Source organism: Mycoplasmatota bacterium (assembly GCA_018394295.1).
Classification (GTDB): domain Bacteria; phylum Bacillota_I; class Bacilli_A; order Haloplasmatales; family Haloplasmataceae; genus JAENYC01.
The window spans coordinates 1,419,572-1,438,180 of the sequence record CP074573.1; the positions used below are offsets into that span (position 1 = coordinate 1,419,572).

General features: G+C 29.3%; 15 protein-coding genes and 1 riboswitch. Of the genes, 3 read left to right on the top strand and 12 right to left on the bottom strand.

Annotated features, from left to right (window positions below; all coding sequences use genetic code 11):
* The first annotated feature begins 265 nt into the window (after window positions 1-265).
* Entirely contained in the window at window positions 266-928 is a 663-nt protein-coding gene (locus KHQ81_06560) for a hypothetical protein (GenBank protein QVK19346.1), read from the top strand.
* Between the two features lie 108 nt (window positions 929-1,036).
* Here the strand turns inward: KHQ81_06560 and KHQ81_06565 are convergent, their stop codons facing one another.
* Window positions 1,037-1,981, bottom strand: coding sequence for a leucine-rich repeat domain-containing protein (locus KHQ81_06565; GenBank protein QVK19347.1), 945 nt, complete (start codon window positions 1,979-1,981; stop codon window positions 1,037-1,039).
* Window positions 1,982-2,606: 625 nt separating this feature from the next.
* Here KHQ81_06565 and KHQ81_06570 point away from each other — a divergent pair.
* Together KHQ81_06570 and KHQ81_06575 are read left to right on the top strand one after the other, a co-directional pair.
* On the top strand, window positions 2,607-3,167 hold the full coding sequence (locus tag KHQ81_06570; GenBank protein ID QVK19348.1) for a TetR/AcrR family transcriptional regulator: 561 nt from the start codon (window positions 2,607-2,609) through the stop codon (window positions 3,165-3,167).
* The gene (locus tag KHQ81_06575) at window positions 3,164-3,814 is read left to right on the top strand and encodes a hypothetical protein (GenBank protein QVK19349.1); all 651 of its coding nucleotides are present in this window, start codon (window positions 3,164-3,166) and stop codon (window positions 3,812-3,814) included. Before KHQ81_06570 ends, KHQ81_06575 begins: the two co-directional genes overlap by 4 nt.
* A 445-nt stretch (window positions 3,815-4,259) precedes the next feature.
* On the opposite strand, the gene KHQ81_06580 is transcribed toward KHQ81_06575, so the two are convergent.
* The 11 genes from KHQ81_06580 to KHQ81_06630 form a co-directional block, all read right to left on the bottom strand.
* Window positions 4,260-5,135: a hypothetical protein gene (locus KHQ81_06580; protein ID QVK19350.1), complete on the bottom strand. Its 876-nt coding sequence runs from the start codon at window positions 5,133-5,135 to the stop codon at window positions 4,260-4,262.
* Between the two features lie 486 nt (window positions 5,136-5,621).
* Complete coding sequence (locus KHQ81_06585) at window positions 5,622-6,152, bottom strand: DbpA RNA binding domain-containing protein (protein QVK19580.1); 531 nt, start codon at window positions 6,150-6,152, stop codon at window positions 5,622-5,624.
* A 154-nt stretch (window positions 6,153-6,306) separates the two neighbouring features.
* Complete coding sequence (locus tag KHQ81_06590) at window positions 6,307-6,957, bottom strand: ECF transporter S component (protein ID QVK19581.1); 651 nt, start codon at window positions 6,955-6,957, stop codon at window positions 6,307-6,309.
* A gap of 64 nt (window positions 6,958-7,021) precedes the next feature.
* Window positions 7,022-8,701: an energy-coupling factor ABC transporter ATP-binding protein gene (locus tag KHQ81_06595; GenBank protein ID QVK19351.1), complete on the bottom strand. Its 1,680-nt coding sequence runs from the start codon at window positions 8,699-8,701 to the stop codon at window positions 7,022-7,024.
* Window positions 8,674-9,555 (bottom strand): energy-coupling factor transporter transmembrane protein EcfT, encoded by an 882-nt coding sequence (locus KHQ81_06600; protein QVK19352.1) that lies wholly within the window; start codon window positions 9,553-9,555, stop codon window positions 8,674-8,676. Before KHQ81_06600 ends, KHQ81_06595 begins: the two co-directional genes overlap by 28 nt.
* Window positions 9,556-10,095, bottom strand: a complete 540-nt coding sequence (locus tag KHQ81_06605) for a DUF4430 domain-containing protein (GenBank protein QVK19353.1) — start codon at window positions 10,093-10,095, stop codon at window positions 9,556-9,558.
* Between the two features lies 1 nt (window position 10,096).
* The gene (locus KHQ81_06610) at window positions 10,097-11,968 is read right to left on the bottom strand and encodes a terpene cyclase/mutase family protein (protein QVK19354.1); all 1,872 of its coding nucleotides are present in this window, start codon (window positions 11,966-11,968) and stop codon (window positions 10,097-10,099) included.
* Window positions 11,965-15,756: a PQQ-binding-like beta-propeller repeat protein gene (locus tag KHQ81_06615; protein ID QVK19355.1), complete on the bottom strand. Its 3,792-nt coding sequence runs from the start codon at window positions 15,754-15,756 to the stop codon at window positions 11,965-11,967. The genes KHQ81_06610 and KHQ81_06615 overlap by 4 nt, the downstream gene beginning before the upstream one ends.
* Before the next feature lie 225 nt (window positions 15,757-15,981).
* Window positions 15,982-16,171: riboswitch (cobalamin riboswitch) on the bottom strand.
* Between the two features lie 207 nt (window positions 16,172-16,378).
* On the bottom strand, window positions 16,379-17,218 hold the full coding sequence (locus KHQ81_06620) for a hypothetical protein (GenBank protein QVK19356.1): 840 nt from the start codon (window positions 17,216-17,218) through the stop codon (window positions 16,379-16,381).
* A 310-nt stretch (window positions 17,219-17,528) separates the two neighbouring features.
* Window positions 17,529-17,825, bottom strand: a complete 297-nt coding sequence (locus tag KHQ81_06625; GenBank protein QVK19357.1) for a hypothetical protein — start codon at window positions 17,823-17,825, stop codon at window positions 17,529-17,531.
* A gap of 399 nt (window positions 17,826-18,224) precedes the next feature.
* Entirely contained in the window at window positions 18,225-18,488 is a 264-nt protein-coding gene (locus tag KHQ81_06630; protein ID QVK19358.1) for a hypothetical protein, read from the bottom strand.
* Between the last annotated feature and the right edge of the window lie 121 nt (window positions 18,489-18,609).

Sequence of the window (18,609 nt, forward strand, 5' to 3'; positions counted from 1 at the left end):
ATACTTAAAATAAATAGTCTTCCTCCAAAAAAACGCCAATGTATTTCAATCAATCTATAAGCACTCTTCTAAATATTTCAAGAAACAAAAATATTTATGATTTTTTCTATCTCTTTATATAGGATTTTTGTTTATATACTTGAATAAATATTAAAGTTTGTTATAATGAATGTTGGAGGTTGATATAATGTATATTTGTAATTATAGACCAATAAAAATACGAAATAACTCTTTATAATTAAAAGAAATTATAAGGAGAGATAAAATGAATATTAAAAATAATATTTTAAAAGAAAAATTAAAAAATGTTTATTTCATAGCTGGAACAAATTGTGGCGGGAAGTCTTCAATGGCAAAATCACTAAGTGAAAAATTTGATATGATTTTTTATTGCGCTGATGATAACTATTGGAATCATAGAAAATATAGCACTATTAAAGACCAACCAAATATGAATCGTAAATTTCTTGGTTGGGATGAATTCTTTAATCGAGAAATAGAAGATAAAACAAATTGGCTACTTGAAAGTGAACTAGAAGAAATGGATTTCATTATTATGGATTTAGTTCAATTAGCACAAAAAGAGGATCAGAAAGTAATCGTAGACGTTCATTGTATGCCAGAAATATTAAAGCAAGTTTCTGAGTATAACCGTGTAATTTTTTTACTTGCGGATCCAGAAGTAGTATTTAATGAGTATTTTGAAAGAGATGATAAATTAGATGTATATAACTGTATTTTACAAAATACTACTGATCCAAAACAATCTATATTACATTCTAGAAAAGTCGCCAGAAGAATTGCCTCTATTGAAACAAAAAAAGCACTAAATAGTGGATTCAAATATTTACTTAGAACTGAATCTACTGATTTCTTAGATCGACAAAAATTAGTTATAGAACATTTTGGATTACAGGAAAATAAGTAGATGTTGTAAAATTATATACATATAATAAAAATTAAAGTTAAAAGCAACCACGATTTTATCATGGTTGCTTTTTTATTTTATCATATTCTATAAATCCCTATATAACTATTAATCTAGTGAAATATTAATTGATACTCCATTATCTTTTAAATATTTAATGGTATTATATGCATCAGTACCTTCAGAAATATCAATTGGATTTCTATCTAAATAAATATTATATGGTATAGGTGTTTCGGTAGTAAATGCCCCGTTATCAAACATAGTACGTAAAATATTAATATCAGATATATTATTATTTGAGATATTCAATACATTAAGATTTATTAAATTGCTTAATGGTGTTATATCACTTATTTGGTTATCAAATAAACTTAAATCCTTTAAATTTGTTAAATTACTTATCGGTGTTATATCACTTATTTCATTATTTATTAACTTTAATATTGATAGATTCGTTAAATGACTCAATATTGTTATATCGCTTATTTGATTACTATTTAAATTTAATTCTGTGAGATTTATTAAATCACCTAAAGGTGATATATTGTTTATTTGATTACTACCTAAATATAACTTTATAAGATTTGTTAAATTACTAATCGGTGTTAAATCAGTAATCTCATTACTTCTTAACTTTAACCTTACAAGATTTGTTAATTTACTTAACCCAGTAAGACTACTTACTTGATTTCCAGTTAATAATAAGTCTGTTAAACTAGTTAAGTAACCAAGTGTTGTCACATCACTGATTTGGTTATACTCCAAATATAATGAAGTTAAATTAGTTAAATTATTCAATCCAGTTATGTCACTAATTTGATTAAAAGTAAGATTTAAATAAGATAAATTGGTTAAATTACTTAACGCTGAAATATTACTAATTTGATTATCAAATAAAGATAATTTTTTTAAGTTCGTTAAATTACAAATTTCTGAAATATCACTAATTTGATTATTACTTAAATTTAATTTCTCTAAGTCTGTTAGATATTCAATTCCTGACATATCTACAATATTCATTGAGTTTGCTTCTAACGCTCTAATATTCATCGCCTCCTCTAAATTAATAGGTCCTTCTAGTATGTCTAAGTTATTTCTTATGGCCACTTTTAGATTTTCATCTAGTATGATATTAAGCAAATTCTGTTTGACATGTGTATATCAATAACACCATAAGTATTTAATCCATGCTTGTTCACTTGAGTTAACTTCATATTGAGTAAGAAAATCCTTATTAAATGTAATTTGGGATTTTCATCACAACTAGATAATGCCATAATAAAAAGAACTTATAAAAGGATTAATTTCGAAATAATTTTCAATCTACCCCCTTTACTATTTAATTTCATCATATCCTATTAATTATATTTTACTTAATTCAAGTGTCTATTTTTCGCTACATTTGTCGAAAAGTCTTATATTCTTACTATTTCACAACCTTTTCCCTAATTAAAACATTATAATTTATAAAAAGATAATAAAAAATGAAAGTAGATAGGAAAAAATTTTTCAAAGATATATTAGTTAAAAGTTCTTTAGTTTTGTTTTCATATGATTCTTATTAAGACACTTTGAATTATAATAGTTTACTGACACAATTTAAGTTTTCTAATCACTTGACAAATAAATAAAAATAATATATCATACATGTGAACAATGTTCACATGGAGGTTATATGAGAAAACTAGAAAACCAAAAACAGATTATTTTAGATACCGCAAAGCAGATTTTACAATCTGGTGAATATCAAAATCTTAGTATCAGAAAAATATCAACAGAATGTAAGATTGGTATAGGAACGGTTTATAACTACTACAAGAATAAAACCGACATCCTAATGGATATAATAAAAGATTTTTGGATGAATTACATCTCATCAGTTACTTGTAAAATTAACAATTGTACTTCATTATTAGATAAAATCGATATTTTTTACTATGAGTTAGTTTCATATAGCTCAAGATTTCGTTATGAACTTGTTTCTAAAGAATTAAATTCTTCTATCCTTGATAAAGGACGTGCACTTCATAACGATGCGCAAAGTATCTTGGTTAAACTAATCAAGACAGAAGTAAATAAAGACTATATTATGAGTGAAGAAGAACAGGATGATCTTTCATCATTTATCGCAAATAATCTAGTTGCCCTAATTATTATTAAAACTTACGACTATTCAGTTTTTAGAAACCATTTATCTAAAATAATAACAATATACAAAAGGAGAGAAAATAAATGAATTATTTTGAAGTGATTTTTGACATTGCTTATTTATTATCAGTTATTTCAATATCAATTTTGATTATCAAAAAAGGATTTAACAAACAGGACAAGGCAATCATAATTTTTGGTTTTATGGGATTATTACTAGGTTTTGGTGACTCATTCCATCTAGTACCAAGAATAATTGGGCATTTAACTACAGGACTTGAGGATTATGCCCTTTACCTTGGAGTTGGGAAACTGATTACAGGTATCACAATGACAATCTTTTATTATCTAATTTATCTTGTTTATACAATTAAAACGAACAAGAGGGATAATAAAATTCATCTAGCAATTATTATCCTAATCTTAATTAGATTTATTTTATTAGCATTACCAGGAAATGAATGGACACAAAATAGTAATAATTTATTCTATGGTATCTTAAGAAATATTCCGTTCGCTATACTAGGAGCCCTAATAATCGTATTATTCTATAAAGTTGGAAGTCAAAAAGAATATTCATTATTTAAGCAATTAGGATTTTGGATTATCGTTTCATTTGCATGCTACATCATTGTTGTTGTAGGTAGTGGAGCTGTTCCTCTACTTGGAGCTTTCATGATGCCAAAAACTGTGGCATACTTTTTAATCGTTTACCTAGGATATAAGAAACTATAATTATTTTTTGTTGATTGTATACCGAAATGAGAAACTCATGATTACACTTTAGTGTGTATTCATGAGTTTTTGTTCATTACATGTATGATTTAAAATTTAATTATAATTATATAGTATTTTCATACCAATAATAATTAATTTTCATAATCAACATAATCATAGATGTGTAGAAAAAGTAATGGATGTAATTCTGGTAAATAAGACTACCTCTTGAGTGCTATTTCTAGATGGTTATAAGTTAATTTTTACATAATATGCACTGAACAAACAATTTCAATGATAAGCGGGATAAGGATAATAAAAAAGATAGATTAATTAAATAAATTTATTATACAATGTGTCCAAGAGAGCTTTATAACATCTTTCATTCTTGTTTTATAAGATTGCCAATAAAAAAAGACAAACGATTGTATCGTCTGTCATGAAGATAATCAATCCAAGTCTTTTAATAAGCTTCTATTGTTACAATTTCTTCAATTATGTTTAATTCATTAACAAAATAGTCATATATCTCATTCAGTTTATCAACTGACAAATTCTTCTGCTTTCTCATTTTTTCAATAGGTTCGATAGCTAGGTGTATTTCATTTTCGGTTAAACTTAAGTATATTTTTTTTACATCTAATTTTTCTTTTAATTGTTTCACAACCTGCACATATTTCAATTCAGTGTTAGAAAGCATTTTTTCTTTTTCAAGATATACTTTTATGTCAGTAATATCTTCAATTTTATTATAACTTCCCCCTTTTTTATGCGGTCTTCCTTTTGATCTTACTTGGAGTAATGATGGATTGTGATTTTCAATAACAAAATAGGTTCCATTAAAATGAACTTGTCTATTTTTACCATTATTTGTAATTAACAATAAATCATAGATATCAAAATGTTTTCCACCTCTTAAAGTACCACTTACATGTCTTTTTACTTCAGGACGACAATATCTAGAAAAAATACCTCCATTTTTATTAAAACTATTCTTAATTTTTTCATACGGTATATATGAATAATAGGATCTATTTTCTAAATTAATTTTAGCATATACTTCCTTATATAAGTAGTTAAATGCTGGTTTCTCACTTACACCAAAATAACTCCAAATAATAGTAATTAATAATCCAATAAAGATTAACCCTCCATAGATAGGATAAAGCCATTTCCAGGGCTCACTCGTTATAAAATCGGGAATAAATAATAGCCCAATCATTATTCCTACATATATAATAAATATTGGTGTCCATATAAGTTTGGATTTAGTGCTTCTAGTTTTTACCATATCAAAATATTTTTTTGATATAAATTCATATTCAGATACATTAAACATCCAATCTCTCCTCATCTTTAAATGTTATCAATATGCATCTATTATATCATAAAAAAAGGTGTTGGTGTAAATTCTATAGTCATTAAAGATAACTATATTTATACTGTAGGTTTGTTTAATACGAGCTATGACCTAAATTAACTTAGTGGAAAAAGGCACTACCTTTGGTGTGGTGTGTTTGCGATTATCAATCGAGATAGGGAGAATAGTACGATTAAGGATTTCTTATAAAATAATGACATACTTACTAAATATGAAAAAACATATATTTTGGTATAAAGACCAAAAATATATGTTTTTTTATATTTATAACTAATATCTCTAGCTAAAACAAAATTTTCATTGCCTTTAATCATTATTTCTTGTTCCACTTTAAAATCTTCAGATAGAAGCAACATATAACTCTTTCTTGTACATCTGAGCTTCAACAGCAAACTAAATCAATGTGGCAAATTTGATAAGACAATTTAAAGAAATGGTTAATTCTTAATAAATTACTTTACTTACTCTACGTGGTCTACCTTTAATGTTTCTAGTTTGTAGGTCTTGATAAACCATTTCCCCTTTATTATTCAATATTTCAACAAAGGTTGAAATATCTTGTACATTGATTATTCCGATATCATCAGGAGTAATACCTTCAATATTACAGAGAGTTCCTACAACATCAGCTGGTCTCATCTTTGTTTTTCTACCCGCATTGATATGTAATTTCAAGATTCCTGCATTAAGAGATGCACCCTTCGCCTCTTTTCGAACAGGTTTTGTATTGATTTTTTTATCAAACTCCTCTTGATATTGTTTTACTGTTTCTTGAAGAGGTCTCATTTTCAATTCAATTAATTTATCCAGATAATCTTCTATTTCTTTCATCCATCTTACTTCATTACGAGACACGAAAGAAATCGCTCTACCTTGCGTATTTTTACGTCCTGTTCTTCCAATCCGATGCACATAACTTTCTTGATCTCTTGGAATATCAAAATTAATTACTAGTGATATATTATCAATGTCTATTCCTCTTGATGCTACATCTGTTGCTACTAGATAACGAAAATACCCTTAAAAAGTAAGCAAAATTCCTACTCTTTTAAGGAACTCTGCTTACTTATTTTTTATGAGAATATGCATGATTCAAATAATATGTTTCTAGTAATATAAAGACTAACAACTATGAAACATTACGTTTATCAAATAACCCATATTTTAGTTTCACTCTGTTTAACTTTTCTAAAATAGGGTTTGTTAGAATTAATAAAAAGACTACATTAGATACAGCATACACCAACATAAAAACAAAACTGGAAGCAACATATACTAAATATCTTGAAAGGTTAAATACGCCATCAATTGAAATTGTTGTCCAAATATCCATTAGTAATGAAAACATTACACCGCCTAGTATACCAATTACTATGAGCAAAATGACATTTGGTTTTTCATTTCTTTTAAAAATTAAACCAGCAATTAAACCGATAAAGCCCCACACAAACATTTGAAAGGGTGTCCAAGGTCCTTGTCCATAATACATGTTAGATACTAAAGCCGAAAATGAACCTGTTAAAAAACCGGCTTCTGAACCAAAGGCAATTGCGGTAATTATTACGATTGCGGTAACTGGTTTAAAACCTGGAATTGGAGCAAATATTAACCTTCCAACAACTGAAATTGTTATCATTACTGCTATAACAATAAGTTCTCTTGATTCATATTTATTTTTTTCAAAACGAATAAAAAACGGTATACAAGAAAAAATGGCTATTCCCATGGAAATTATATTATATTTTCTGTCGTTAAATAATATAACGCCAATAGCTATCATTAAAGGTATTATAATAGCATATATAACTAAACTTATAATAAATTTTTTACTTATCTTTTTTTCTTTATCCATAAATTTCACCATTTTCCCTACATAAACGAATCACCATATCGCAAGTGATAGTATTACTATACAACTGTCTTGAAATTCTTGAAGCTGCTGTTGTATAGTAACTGTTCTTTGAAAAGAAGTCGACTGGTGTTTCTACAGAAACGATTTGCCCATCAAAGAACATTGCACATCTATCAGCATGCTCAGCAGCAAATTCGATGTCGTGCGTTACCATTACAATAGTAATTCCTTCTTGTTTTAGTTGTGCTAATATATCCGCTAAAACTTTTTTCGAATAAGCATCAATACCTTTCGTTGGCTCATCAAGTAGTATAATTTTGGGCTTCATCAGTAGTATTTTCGCAAAAGCAGCTTTTTGTTGCTCACCACCACTTAGATCATATGGATGTCTATTATACAAATGCTCAATTTCAAGTTTTTCTGTTATATCTGCTATCATTTCTTTACTTTCTTTTTTATCATATTCCATGATTTTTGTTACTTCAAGCAAATCTTCATAAACCGTACTTTTAACAAAAAGTGTCTGAGGATTTTGTGGTAAAGAAGCTATATTATTTCTATATAGACTATTTTTATTATACTCCTTTATCTTCTTACCCCAAATTCTTAGTTTACCTCTATATAGTCTTTTAAGTCCATTTAAAATCTTTAAAGTGGTTGTTTTTCCCGCACCATTTCCTCCTAAAATACAGATCATTTCGTTTTTGTATACTTTTAAATTTAATCCAGAAAGTACATCCGGTAAATCTCTTTCATATCTAAAATAACCTTCAGCTATCTCTAACGCAATCTCTCTATTTTCGTAGTTTAGTTTATCTATCTTAAGTGATTTTACCTCAGTATTAAAATGTTTATTTAAGAAGTCCTTACCTTCTCTTACAGTTAACGGACACTCATCATCAATATCAAATTGATTAAAAATTCTGATACTTGATGGCATACCTAAATTCATTTTATGACCATTTATGTTTTTTAATTTCTTACCTACTTCACGAGGAGAATCAATTAATAACACCCGTGCTTTATCCATCAAGATAGCTTTGCTTGCAATCGGAAAAACTTCTTCTAGTCGATGTTCAACTAATAAGATGGTAATTCCTAATTCATTATTTATCTTTTTTAAAGTTGCAATAAATTCAGATGCAGCTATCGGGTCTAATTGACTTGTTGGTTCATCTAAAATAATCACTTTTGGTTGCATAACCATGATGGATGCTAGAATTAGAAGTTGTTTTTGTCCGCCACTTAATTCACTCGTTTTCTTTCTATACCAATCACTAATCCCGAAAAAGCCAGATATTTCAGCGACCTTACGCCTTATTACACTAATAGATTCCCCCATGTTTTCTAGTCCAAAAGCAAGTTCATGCCAAACTTTATCTGTTACAATCTGATTATCAGGGTTTTGCATAACAAAACCAATATCAGTAACTGAGATTCGTTCATCTAGAGCTGAAATATCAGTCCCATTATACAATACTTCACCACTCTTTTCTCCATAAGGCGCTAGTTGCTTCTTAAATAATTTAAGAAGCGTTGTTTTCCCGCAGCCTGATTCACCACATAAGACAACAAATTCACCCTCATTAATTTTAAAGTTAACATTGTCTAGTACTTTTTCCTTAGTGGAATTATATTTAAATGTTAGATCTTTGACTTCAAGTACAGCCATAAAATATTCTCCTTAATCTCTAGTATTGTAGTAAGTATCATAAGTAAAAACAACCCAATATATAACACAATAGCTAAGCAGCTAATATTTATTGTACTCATCGTAGGATAAAGCAAATAATCTCCAAAGTCTGCAAACATTAAGCCATATACAAGTATTGTAAGCATTCCTATTATAATCGCTAAAATACTATCTTTACTTGTCCAAATAAAGATTGAATAGCTAGTTCTCCCTTTTAATCCATAACCCCTTGCTCTCATTGAATCCGCTGTTTCTACTGAGTTCTCTAAGCTCCAAGTGATTAAAATAGACAGCACACGCATTTTACTCCTTATTTTATCTACATAACTTTTAGATGCATAAATACCAAGTGCTTTTTGTGAATCATTAATAGCAATAAATTGTTTTTTAAATTTAGGAATGAAACTTAATACCATAGAAAGTAATAATGACAATTTAGGAGCGATTCTACCAAATAAATAAATAAATTTATCACTAGTCATAACCTCATTGTAGCATTTAAACCAATAAAATATAGACATAATCATCATAGCTGCAAATAAACCATAGAGTATTGCCTCTAAGGTTACTGGATTATCATTTAGAAAAAATAATATCGTTTCTCCTTTATGAACAAATAGTGGATTAGTAAGAGCAATGATAATTAGAATTGGTAAACTATATAATAAACTCTTTACGAGCTCTTTAATACCTATCAACATGCCACAGAAAAGAATACTAGAAACAAAAGATATGGTAATTAATACAGGGTTCATTGTAAACATTGTTATAAAAATTACCCCTAAAAAATAAATAAATAATAGTATAGGATGATAGCCCTCAAAGCATTTCATTTACCCCACCTCCCAATCATTACCTACATCTCGTCCTAAATCACAGGTATAAACCCATTCAATAACATCTCCATCTTTTAATACATATTTACTACTTCCATAGTTGGGAAATTCACCATTTACCAGATACATCCACCCTGATAAAGGTCCACAACTAAATTCATACAAGTGGTTTATACCTTGAATATAATTACTACCAAAATTTGTTGAATAAGTGTGTTCCATATGAATACGATTGTGTCTTGTTGCTCGATCTAAAATATCAAAAACTGTATCGCCAGGTCTTAAAACATATTCAGTTTGAGCAAGAATTACACCATCACTTGGCACATATTTTTCAAATTTTAAACTATCATCTAAATCATCCCAATTGTTTAATATAGTCTCACATTTTATAGACAAAAAAACAGTCTCACTTTCTTCTGTTATATCATCAATATGAGTTAAATAGTAGTCTTCAACTGATTGGATTTTTGTTCCGTTAAATAGCAGAACTAATAGAAAAATAACGACACAAATAGCGACCAGATCTTTCTTCATACTATTCCTCACTCTCTGGCATAAATTTTTCTAACCTTTTTTTCTTTCTATGTCTAATATTTAAAACGATATAGACTGAAAGACTGATAGCTACTATTCCTAAAACACTACCTATATACAGAGCAGTTGTTAAATTATCAACTTGAGTTTTTGATTTTAATAAATCTTCATAATGAGTAATCTTCGTTTTATCATAATTTGATAATGCATTATATCTATTAACTAATTCATTTATCGTTTCCTTATCCTTTAGTCCTATATTGTCAAAAGGATGTAATTTATCTTGAATTTCTTCATTTATTCTATCTATTTCTGCTTGAATAGCTAAAATTTCATTATATGTCATATCTAACTTGATTTTGTAAGTTTCTTTACCTTCAAACGCCTCAGAATGTTCCAAAATATAGCGCAAATTAACAACCTCAACATAGTACTTAGTTGTTAAGTCTTCACTTTTTGGCAAGTTATTAGTAGCTATTTTATTACTCTCAGTAAAATAAAGAATTATATCTTCTTCTCCGCTATTATTTCCACTATAATTTAATTTCTCATTTGGCAATTTTAAGTTATATTTCTTTGTATATTTAGATAAAATCCAATAATTAGATATATAAGATCTATCAAGGGTTGGAACTGAATAATACAACTGTAATGCATCTTCAACCTCACTCTTGGTTGAAGTATCATTTAAGTTATTAATTGAATTAATGGTATTATCAAGTACTTGTCTTTCATCTGTTGTAAACTCTGTTCTCATATCATAAAGAGTGCGCATATTGTTACTAAATCTATAAAGAGAAACTAAAGAATATAATGTTTGCTCACTAGCCATCGTATTAGCTTCATCAGGTTTTGATGATGGATTGTCAGGGTCATAGGTAAAGGAATGTAAAAATCCACCATTATCAAGTCTATATTTCATAATACCATCAATTAAGGTGTTACCATTTTTAATAAATCTTGGATCCGTTTCAGGATTAATACCTAAGCTACAAAGTGCAACTAAGACCTGATCCGTACTTTCAACATTTTGCATTCCCCAACTAGAAAAATCACCATCATCAGTTTGTACACTAGATAGCAAAGCAATGCATTCATCGATTACTTGCTTGACAGATTTTTCCATCGTTATATATTGATTATTATCATCTTTTATTTTACTAGAGGTATAAGAGAAAACGATCTCACTATTGTAGTAGGGTGCTAAGGCTTGCATAGCCATTGCGGTTATATCAGGGTCTGATACCTTACCAGATAGTGCAAATCCACCATCTACAAGTTGTGTCTTTAATATTTCAACGATAAAATCTTGTCTTGTATGATAAGCATCCTCTGGCACCTCATATCTACTGCTGTCTAGCGCTATTAAAGACCAAATCCAACCATTGATTCCCTGTCTACCTGGGGATGCAGTTCCCCCTCTATTGTATGTGCCATCAGCAATCAAATCTATTGGATTCCCATTATATTCACCAATAGCAGTAGGGTTTCCACCCATAGCTGTTACCGCAAGTGAAATTCTATGCCACTCAGTAGCTTTTGCTTTATGCAACTTATATGGTGTTTGATATCTTTCATTTATCTTATCAGTTATAACGGCAAGGTAAGCATTATAATCATCAGAATAATTGTATCTACCTAAACCGATTGGATACCAGTCTCCAGGCGTAGTTCCAGCAAACTGTAAGTAAGTACTATTGATTAGATTTTCTTCGTTTGTAGCACCAACATCTGATTTTTTCCAATTTATAAGATCTTCTATTACTTCTTCTAAATCAAAATCTCTTTCCTTAGCAAATGCCGAATTGGCGGAAGGGAAACCCATTCCGCCAATAAGTACAATTGCAATTAGCAGTAATACTAATCGTTTCATTGTATATCATCCTTGTATGCCTCGTAAAGATTTTGGTAAGCTACATCTAAAGCAGCTTGAGTCGTTCCAATTTCCTGAATAGCTACATAAGCATCCGTGTATGCTTGTTCTTGTGGAAGACCTAAGGTATTAATTTGAGCAAGTAAAGCTGTCAACTCAGCTTTATTAACGTCTTCAAAGAAATTTTCTCCCCAGAAACCACCAACACCAATATCACGACCATAACCAAATAATGTAAATTGAACTCTAATTACATCTCCATCTTGTGGATTATAATCAGCAAAACCAACATTAGGGAATACATCATTTACTGAATACATCCAACCAGACATATAAGTATATTCAAATTCACCTAATGTATTATTATCAGATGGTGTATCAATCGAACCACCCTCTTCTTCTATTTTCTGTCTTAATACTTCTGGTGTATTATCTTGATGTGTAAATCCTTCTATCTGTGACAAATAAAAACCACTGTCTAAACTTCCACTAGATTGATAAGTATAACCATTTTCTACCTCTAAAACATAGGCAAGTAAATAAGAACCATTAAGACCTTCTTCCATTCTATCAATATCTATAGAACCAAAGAAATGCTCACTCATTGCACTTAAATAATTATCATCTAATGTAATAACCATAGGCTCAACAAGATAGCCACAACCGATTGTGTGCGCTTCTACTGCCATCGTAACTGTAGTAGGACCTTTTTCATAATAGACCGTATAAGTAACTGTTTTAGAATAACCATTTGCTGTAGCCGTAATAGTAATAATATTTTCGTATTCAACAAACTCTAAACTATAGCTTGTCTTTTCTACATCATCCCAATTCATCAAGACGTTTTCTCCATTGCAGATTATTACGACATCACTACTGTTAATCTTATTTCCAGCTTTGTCTTTTGCCCAAATATCAAAGGTTAGTTTACTGTTAGTGTAAGTTTTTCCCTCTTCAAGATTTGAGACAATAGTAGGTGCATTTTCTAATTCTTCTTGAGTAAGTTCTGCATCAGTTTTAACAAGATCAATGATGGCCTTAGCATCACTTAAAGCATTAGCTATCTCACTAGAACTTATCGCATTGTCAATCGCTAATTTCCCATCAGCAATTAAATTTGTTATCTCTAGTTGTTGTTCATCTCTATAATCATTAAGAGTTACATAGTTTTCTAATTCAGTCTTAGCATCAGTCTTTAATGTGTCATAATTTACTTGAGTTACTGCTAATACATAACCTGAATCATTTTTATAATATAAAACACCGTCTTTACTTGCGATTATGCTTGTAATACAGTATTGTTGTTGTGCTGAATCAGGTATAAATAAATCATAACCATTCGCTTCAGTTTGTCCTGGTTTATCTGTTATTGCATAAATTCCACCTGGATAACCATTATAAGTAGAATAGATATACAATGTATCATCTTCTCCAAGGTACGCTGTAGAAAGAAGTAATGAGTTTTGTGGATAGGCAGACATATCTGCCGTGTAAATTAACTCTAAGTTTTCTGTATCGATTACTGCTAACTTACCACTTGAAAAGCCTTGTCCTAATCCAATATATACTCTTCCATTATACACTACTGGTGTACTTGTACTCTGCCATCCTGATAATACCTCTACAGATTCTAAATTACTAATTTCTCCTGTTGTACTATCTACTGTTGCAGAATATAAATATGCATTCTTACTTGTAAAGTATATCTTATTATTTTCTTCATCATAGGCGATGCTTGAACGTTGATCACCTGTTATATCAAGTGCACTGATGATTTCTCCAGTGATTTTATTAAAAGCGTATAGCTTAGCTGAATCACTATCATAACTAGATGTTCCATCATCTGTTCCAACTATAACTGCATCTCCGATAACTACTGAACCTGCCCAATAGAAACCACCTGCTTGTGTATGTGTCCAACTTGATAATTTTTCTTCATTAGTAGATGTTGTATCCTCATCTGTGATTGATATACAAACAAAGTTTGCATCTTTTGTTTCACTATTCCAAAAGCCTGTATAAATATATCCATCTGAGTAAGTGATTGGAGATAGAGATTGACCAACTAATGCATCGTGGTAAATCCAAAGTGATTCTAATGTTTTGGCATTAAACGCTTGGATTCTACCATTACTTAGTGGCACAAAAATCATTCCTTCTGCATAAGTCGCTGGTGTATAACCCCAGTTTGTTGCAGCTACCATTGTACCTCTTGCAATTTCATCTCCTGTTTCTAAATTATATTTTATTATTGATGTACCTGCCATTACTATCAAACTATCATCAACAATAATTTGGATACTTGGTGCATCAGTCCAACCTGTTGCTACTTTTTTAGCCCAAAGCAATTCTCCTTCTATTGGAGTTAATGCATCTGTAATTCCCATATTGGCATTACTGTTTCTAAAGTTATACCAATCAGATGTTACCGATGTCGGCTGATTACCAACTGGTGCTACTAATGTAATTTCTATTACACCACCATTTACGTCAATCGTACCAGTCTGTGCTACAAAACCTGTCTTAGTTACTTGATAGGTGTATTCATTCATTCCATCTAATAAATAATACCCATCAACAGCGCTAACCAAAGTATTTTCGCTATCAAATACTCTAATAATTGCTTCATCTTCATTAATTTCAAATTTTGCTCGTGCATCTATATTCAGTTCAATGATACCAGATATAGTATTGTAGTTTTCTGTATCAGTTGGTGTAAATATCCATTCACACTCATTTTCTCCTATTTCCATTGTGTAGGTAGAATTTACCCAGGTAAATGTACCTTCTACACTTGCCTCACCTGCATTTAATTGAGGTAAAGCACTTCCGTATAATAAACCTTCATTACTTGCCGTTGGATTTGTGTTTATATTAGGTGTCGCTTTATCAGCAGATAAAACTAAAGTATCTGTCACTATATTATAATTATCTGTATCGTTTGGTGTAAATGTCCATTCACATTCATTTTCACCTATTTCCATTGTATAGGCAGAATTAACCCAAGCAAAAGTACCTTCTACACTAGCTTCACCCGCAGTTATTTGAGGTAAGCTACTTCCATATACCAATTCTTCACTACTTACTACTGGATTTGAAATAATAGTTGGTATCGCTTTTTCAACGACTAGTGGTACAGATATTTTTACTGTTGAATTATCATTATAAGTAAAAATCGCATTATATTCGCCAATATTTACAGTAGGTACAGTAGAAACTGTTTCCCAAGCCCACCCCTCAGGCAGATTAATGTCAGCTAATGTGATATTTGGGTCATAGGTTATGTTATTTAAGTCAGGTGCACTTATTCCTGGATAAGCTGTTACTTGAATACTCACTTCTACTGTATTATAGTTTATTGTATCTTCTGGAGTGAATATCACAAGATAATCATTTACCCCCTCTAATAAAACTGAGTCAGCATTCTTCCATGTCCAACTATCAGGTATATCAATATCATTTAGTGTTTTAGCATCTACATAATCTGTAATTATGTTTGTAGGTTTTTGATAAGTCGGTGTTGTTTTAGATATTGACAATGATAAATTATAGACCTTTTTTGTTCCATCCTCTTTTGTAAAAATAGCTTTGTAGGTAGTTACATCAACCGTTGGAACGATGGTACTATCTTCCCATTCCCATCCTTCTGGTAATTCAACGCTAGCTAGTGTTCTTGTTGAATCATATTCTAATGAGTTCAAGCTTGGAAGTTCTACATTCTTAAAACAACCTGTCAATGCTAGCATAATTGCGAAAACAATCAAAAATATAAATGGTTTCTTTTTCATTTTGGAATCTCCCCTTTCTTATGTGTTAAAAGCATTAATTTTTTTATGTTATGAATTTGCTTTAACCCAATCTTTAATGAAACCTTGTTTAAGAGTGTTTTTTTTGTTCCAAAGAACAAAAAAACCTCCCGACTAATCTCGGAAGGTAAATGAGCATAACTATTAAGCAATCAAAAATTTTTGACAGCAAAAATAAAAAAGCACACACCATTTCCCACCGAAATGTTTGTTCACAAGTAATAAAGCAGGTCTCCTGACTTATGGCATCAAGTACAGCTTTTTGTCTTCCCAAGATTACTCTCAGTGACTTAAGTAAAAAGCTATTAGCCAAATACAGTAGCGGGGGCTGTCACGGGCTCTCACCGTGTTCCCTTTTAATACATATTTCTATGTAACTTATATCACCTATTCAATTCGAACCAATTGTAGCACATCTAAAATCATTATACAAGTGTTTTTATTATTTATTGTTAGAATATTTTTTTAACTAAAATTCTTTTAATAACTTTAAAAAATGAGGAAAAATTAAGTGATTTTAAATAACTAATACTAATTGTATATCCAATAATACAACATAAAACTTTAATAAACCTTAGATTGACTGTACATTTTTAGTCAATTATTATTCAGGAAATATTATGTGAATAGAATTATTTTCAACAAGACCAATTTCATTCAGAAATTTCAAATGATAATAATCATCTTTGTTTAATAATTTTCTATTAACATAAGTAACATTATTTTCCTTTTCATATGTTTCCTTAATAATAACATAATCTGTACTATCACTTAAAACTAATTCATCTATAATATTGTCCTCTTTTATAATCGTTGACTTAATGTATTCATCAGAATCATTGTATTCCTTGACCTCAACTGTTTTCAATACATCAATTGACTCAAAAGTTATTTCAAGTTTGATTGTTGCAATTTCACCAGATTCATACTCACCTGATTCAGTAATGGTTTGTGTTAAAGAAGTAAGCCTAGATAATTGTAATCCACTTAATTTTTTAACTTTAGTCTTAGATCCATCTTCGGTAGTAAAGATAACTTTGGGATAAACAATAATACCATTAAGTTTTTCCCCATAATATACAGTCCCATTAGAACTATATTCAAGCGTTGTATTCTCTAAAATACCATTTTCATAGTTTACATTATTATGGAAAGTGAATGGTCCTGTAAAGCTTTTCCCGTAATTAGAACATGTAACTTTTTTTGATAATGATTCTCCTTCACAATTATAACTCCACGAAATATACTCACTCATATCAGTTGGATTTGAATAATTATTATCAAAAACAAAATCATACTTTACTTTTACTGGTATATAAAATTCTTTCTCATTATTATCATTGATTATATTATCATTATTCACTTTACTTTCTGTTACTAGTTGGCAACCAGACAACAAAATAGTAATCATTACAATAATAACTAAATTTAGTATTTTTTTCATCAAACATCTCTCCTTCATAATAATACTCTCCCCTAGCTTACGGTTAAGGTGTTTACATATTTTATCTAATGTGTCATGATGTTTCTGCTTTCATTCCATCCAAGGTCCAAATGACCTCATCATACTTAGTCCTTTCCAAGAAACATCACTATATCTCTTTTCTATCTCGTTTAACAAACTTAAAACTTATATATTAATTCAAAAAATTAATTCTAATTGATTTTAATCCCCAATCAAAATAATAGTGTATATCTATCCACTTAGACCATTATTACAACATAAACAAAAATAATTTAAAACAATATTGCACTTAAAGTATTTCATAAGTTATATCATGATAATTTAATAGTTTAAATAAACTTTTTTCAAATGATTTTGTTACACCATAAACTCCACTAGACCCAACAATACTTGTTACACAATGAGTTTCCATATTTGTTATTACCATTGAAAGTGAGGCTATACCATTACATCTAAAAAAGTATTTCGCAACTACAATAAAAATAGTATTTTCATTTATTTTTTCTTTATGGATAATATTGTAGCTATAATAATTTAATACTTCTTCAACAAATGTTTCATAATTTTCATTAACAATTACTTTCATAAGCACCTCTCCATTTCTACTTTTATTATATATATAAATAAGTTTTGGTTATCCTGAATATCAATAAGAAAATATTTTTACTATACATTTAATCATTTGTATATCCTTCAAGCCATTCTATCGATGTATTTAGGACGATTTGCCCACGTAGAGAGTCAACATTAGTGTCACTAAAATACATATAACGAATCTTTTTAACTTCATCATTGTAACAAATTACTGCAAAATGATCTTTGTAATCTGTAAACTCATTATCCTCATTGCTTATGATAAATATTTTATAACCATAAAATTCTTGATTATCATAATACTCGTATTTAGATAATAACTCTTCTTTTTTTTCTTCATATATACTATCACTATAATTTACATCTAAATAAAAAATTATAGAAAATTTTTTTAAAGCGAATTTTTTCTGGTATTATCAATATAATTAAAGCTAATGGACTCATAATTTGATAATGTTTCATAATCAGGGAAAAATAAGGCAGCATTATCACCACTATTATAATTAACATAATTTTTTTCTACAAAATCATTTAAATCATGACGTTCTACTCCATCCCAACCCCACCATTGCCACATCGCAAATATGAAATATCCAACATACAAAAACACAAGAACTAATAATATAATTATTGTTATCCCTAAAACTTTTTTCATTGTTACCCCCTCGCTTTAACTATCTTAAGTTTATATATATAATAACATAAATAAAAAGATTTAATCTACTTATACTTATTCATTTTTGAAGATTATATAAAAAAAGACTTCAACAACATAT

What these genes read in the sequence shown, in the direction of transcription:
- KHQ81_06590 (QVK19581.1), bottom strand. Translation starts at nt 6,957, where the DNA reads ATGATAGCTATTGGCGTTATATTATTTAACGACAGAAAATATAATATA.
- KHQ81_06595 (QVK19351.1), bottom strand. Translation starts at nt 8,701, where the DNA reads ATGGCTGTACTTGAAGTCAAAGATCTAACATTTAAATATAATTCCACT.
- KHQ81_06625 (QVK19357.1), bottom strand. Translation starts at nt 17,825, where the DNA reads ATGAAAGTAATTGTTAATGAAAATTATGAAACATTTGTTGAAGAAGTA.
- KHQ81_06560 (QVK19346.1), top strand. Translation starts at nt 266, where the DNA reads ATGAATATTAAAAATAATATTTTAAAAGAAAAATTAAAAAATGTTTAT.
- KHQ81_06580 (QVK19350.1), bottom strand. Translation starts at nt 5,135, where the DNA reads ATGTTTAATGTATCTGAATATGAATTTATATCAAAAAAATATTTTGAT.
- KHQ81_06565 (QVK19347.1), bottom strand. Translation starts at nt 1,981, where the DNA reads ATGAATATTAGAGCGTTAGAAGCAAACTCAATGAATATTGTAGATATG.
- KHQ81_06615 (QVK19355.1), bottom strand. Translation starts at nt 15,756, where the DNA reads ATGAAAAAGAAACCATTTATATTTTTGATTGTTTTCGCAATTATGCTA.
- KHQ81_06570 (QVK19348.1), top strand. Translation starts at nt 2,607, where the DNA reads ATGAGAAAACTAGAAAACCAAAAACAGATTATTTTAGATACCGCAAAG.
- KHQ81_06630 (QVK19358.1), bottom strand. Translation starts at nt 18,488, where the DNA reads ATGAAAAAAGTTTTAGGGATAACAATAATTATATTATTAGTTCTTGTG.
- KHQ81_06605 (QVK19353.1), bottom strand. Translation starts at nt 10,095, where the DNA reads ATGAAGAAAGATCTGGTCGCTATTTGTGTCGTTATTTTTCTATTAGTT.
- KHQ81_06610 (QVK19354.1), bottom strand. Translation starts at nt 11,968, where the DNA reads ATGAAACGATTAGTATTACTGCTAATTGCAATTGTACTTATTGGCGGA.
- KHQ81_06620 (QVK19356.1), bottom strand. Translation starts at nt 17,218, where the DNA reads ATGAAAAAAATACTAAATTTAGTTATTATTGTAATGATTACTATTTTG.
- KHQ81_06600 (QVK19352.1), bottom strand. Translation starts at nt 9,555, where the DNA reads ATGAAATGCTTTGAGGGCTATCATCCTATACTATTATTTATTTATTTT.
- KHQ81_06575 (QVK19349.1), top strand. Translation starts at nt 3,164, where the DNA reads ATGAATTATTTTGAAGTGATTTTTGACATTGCTTATTTATTATCAGTT.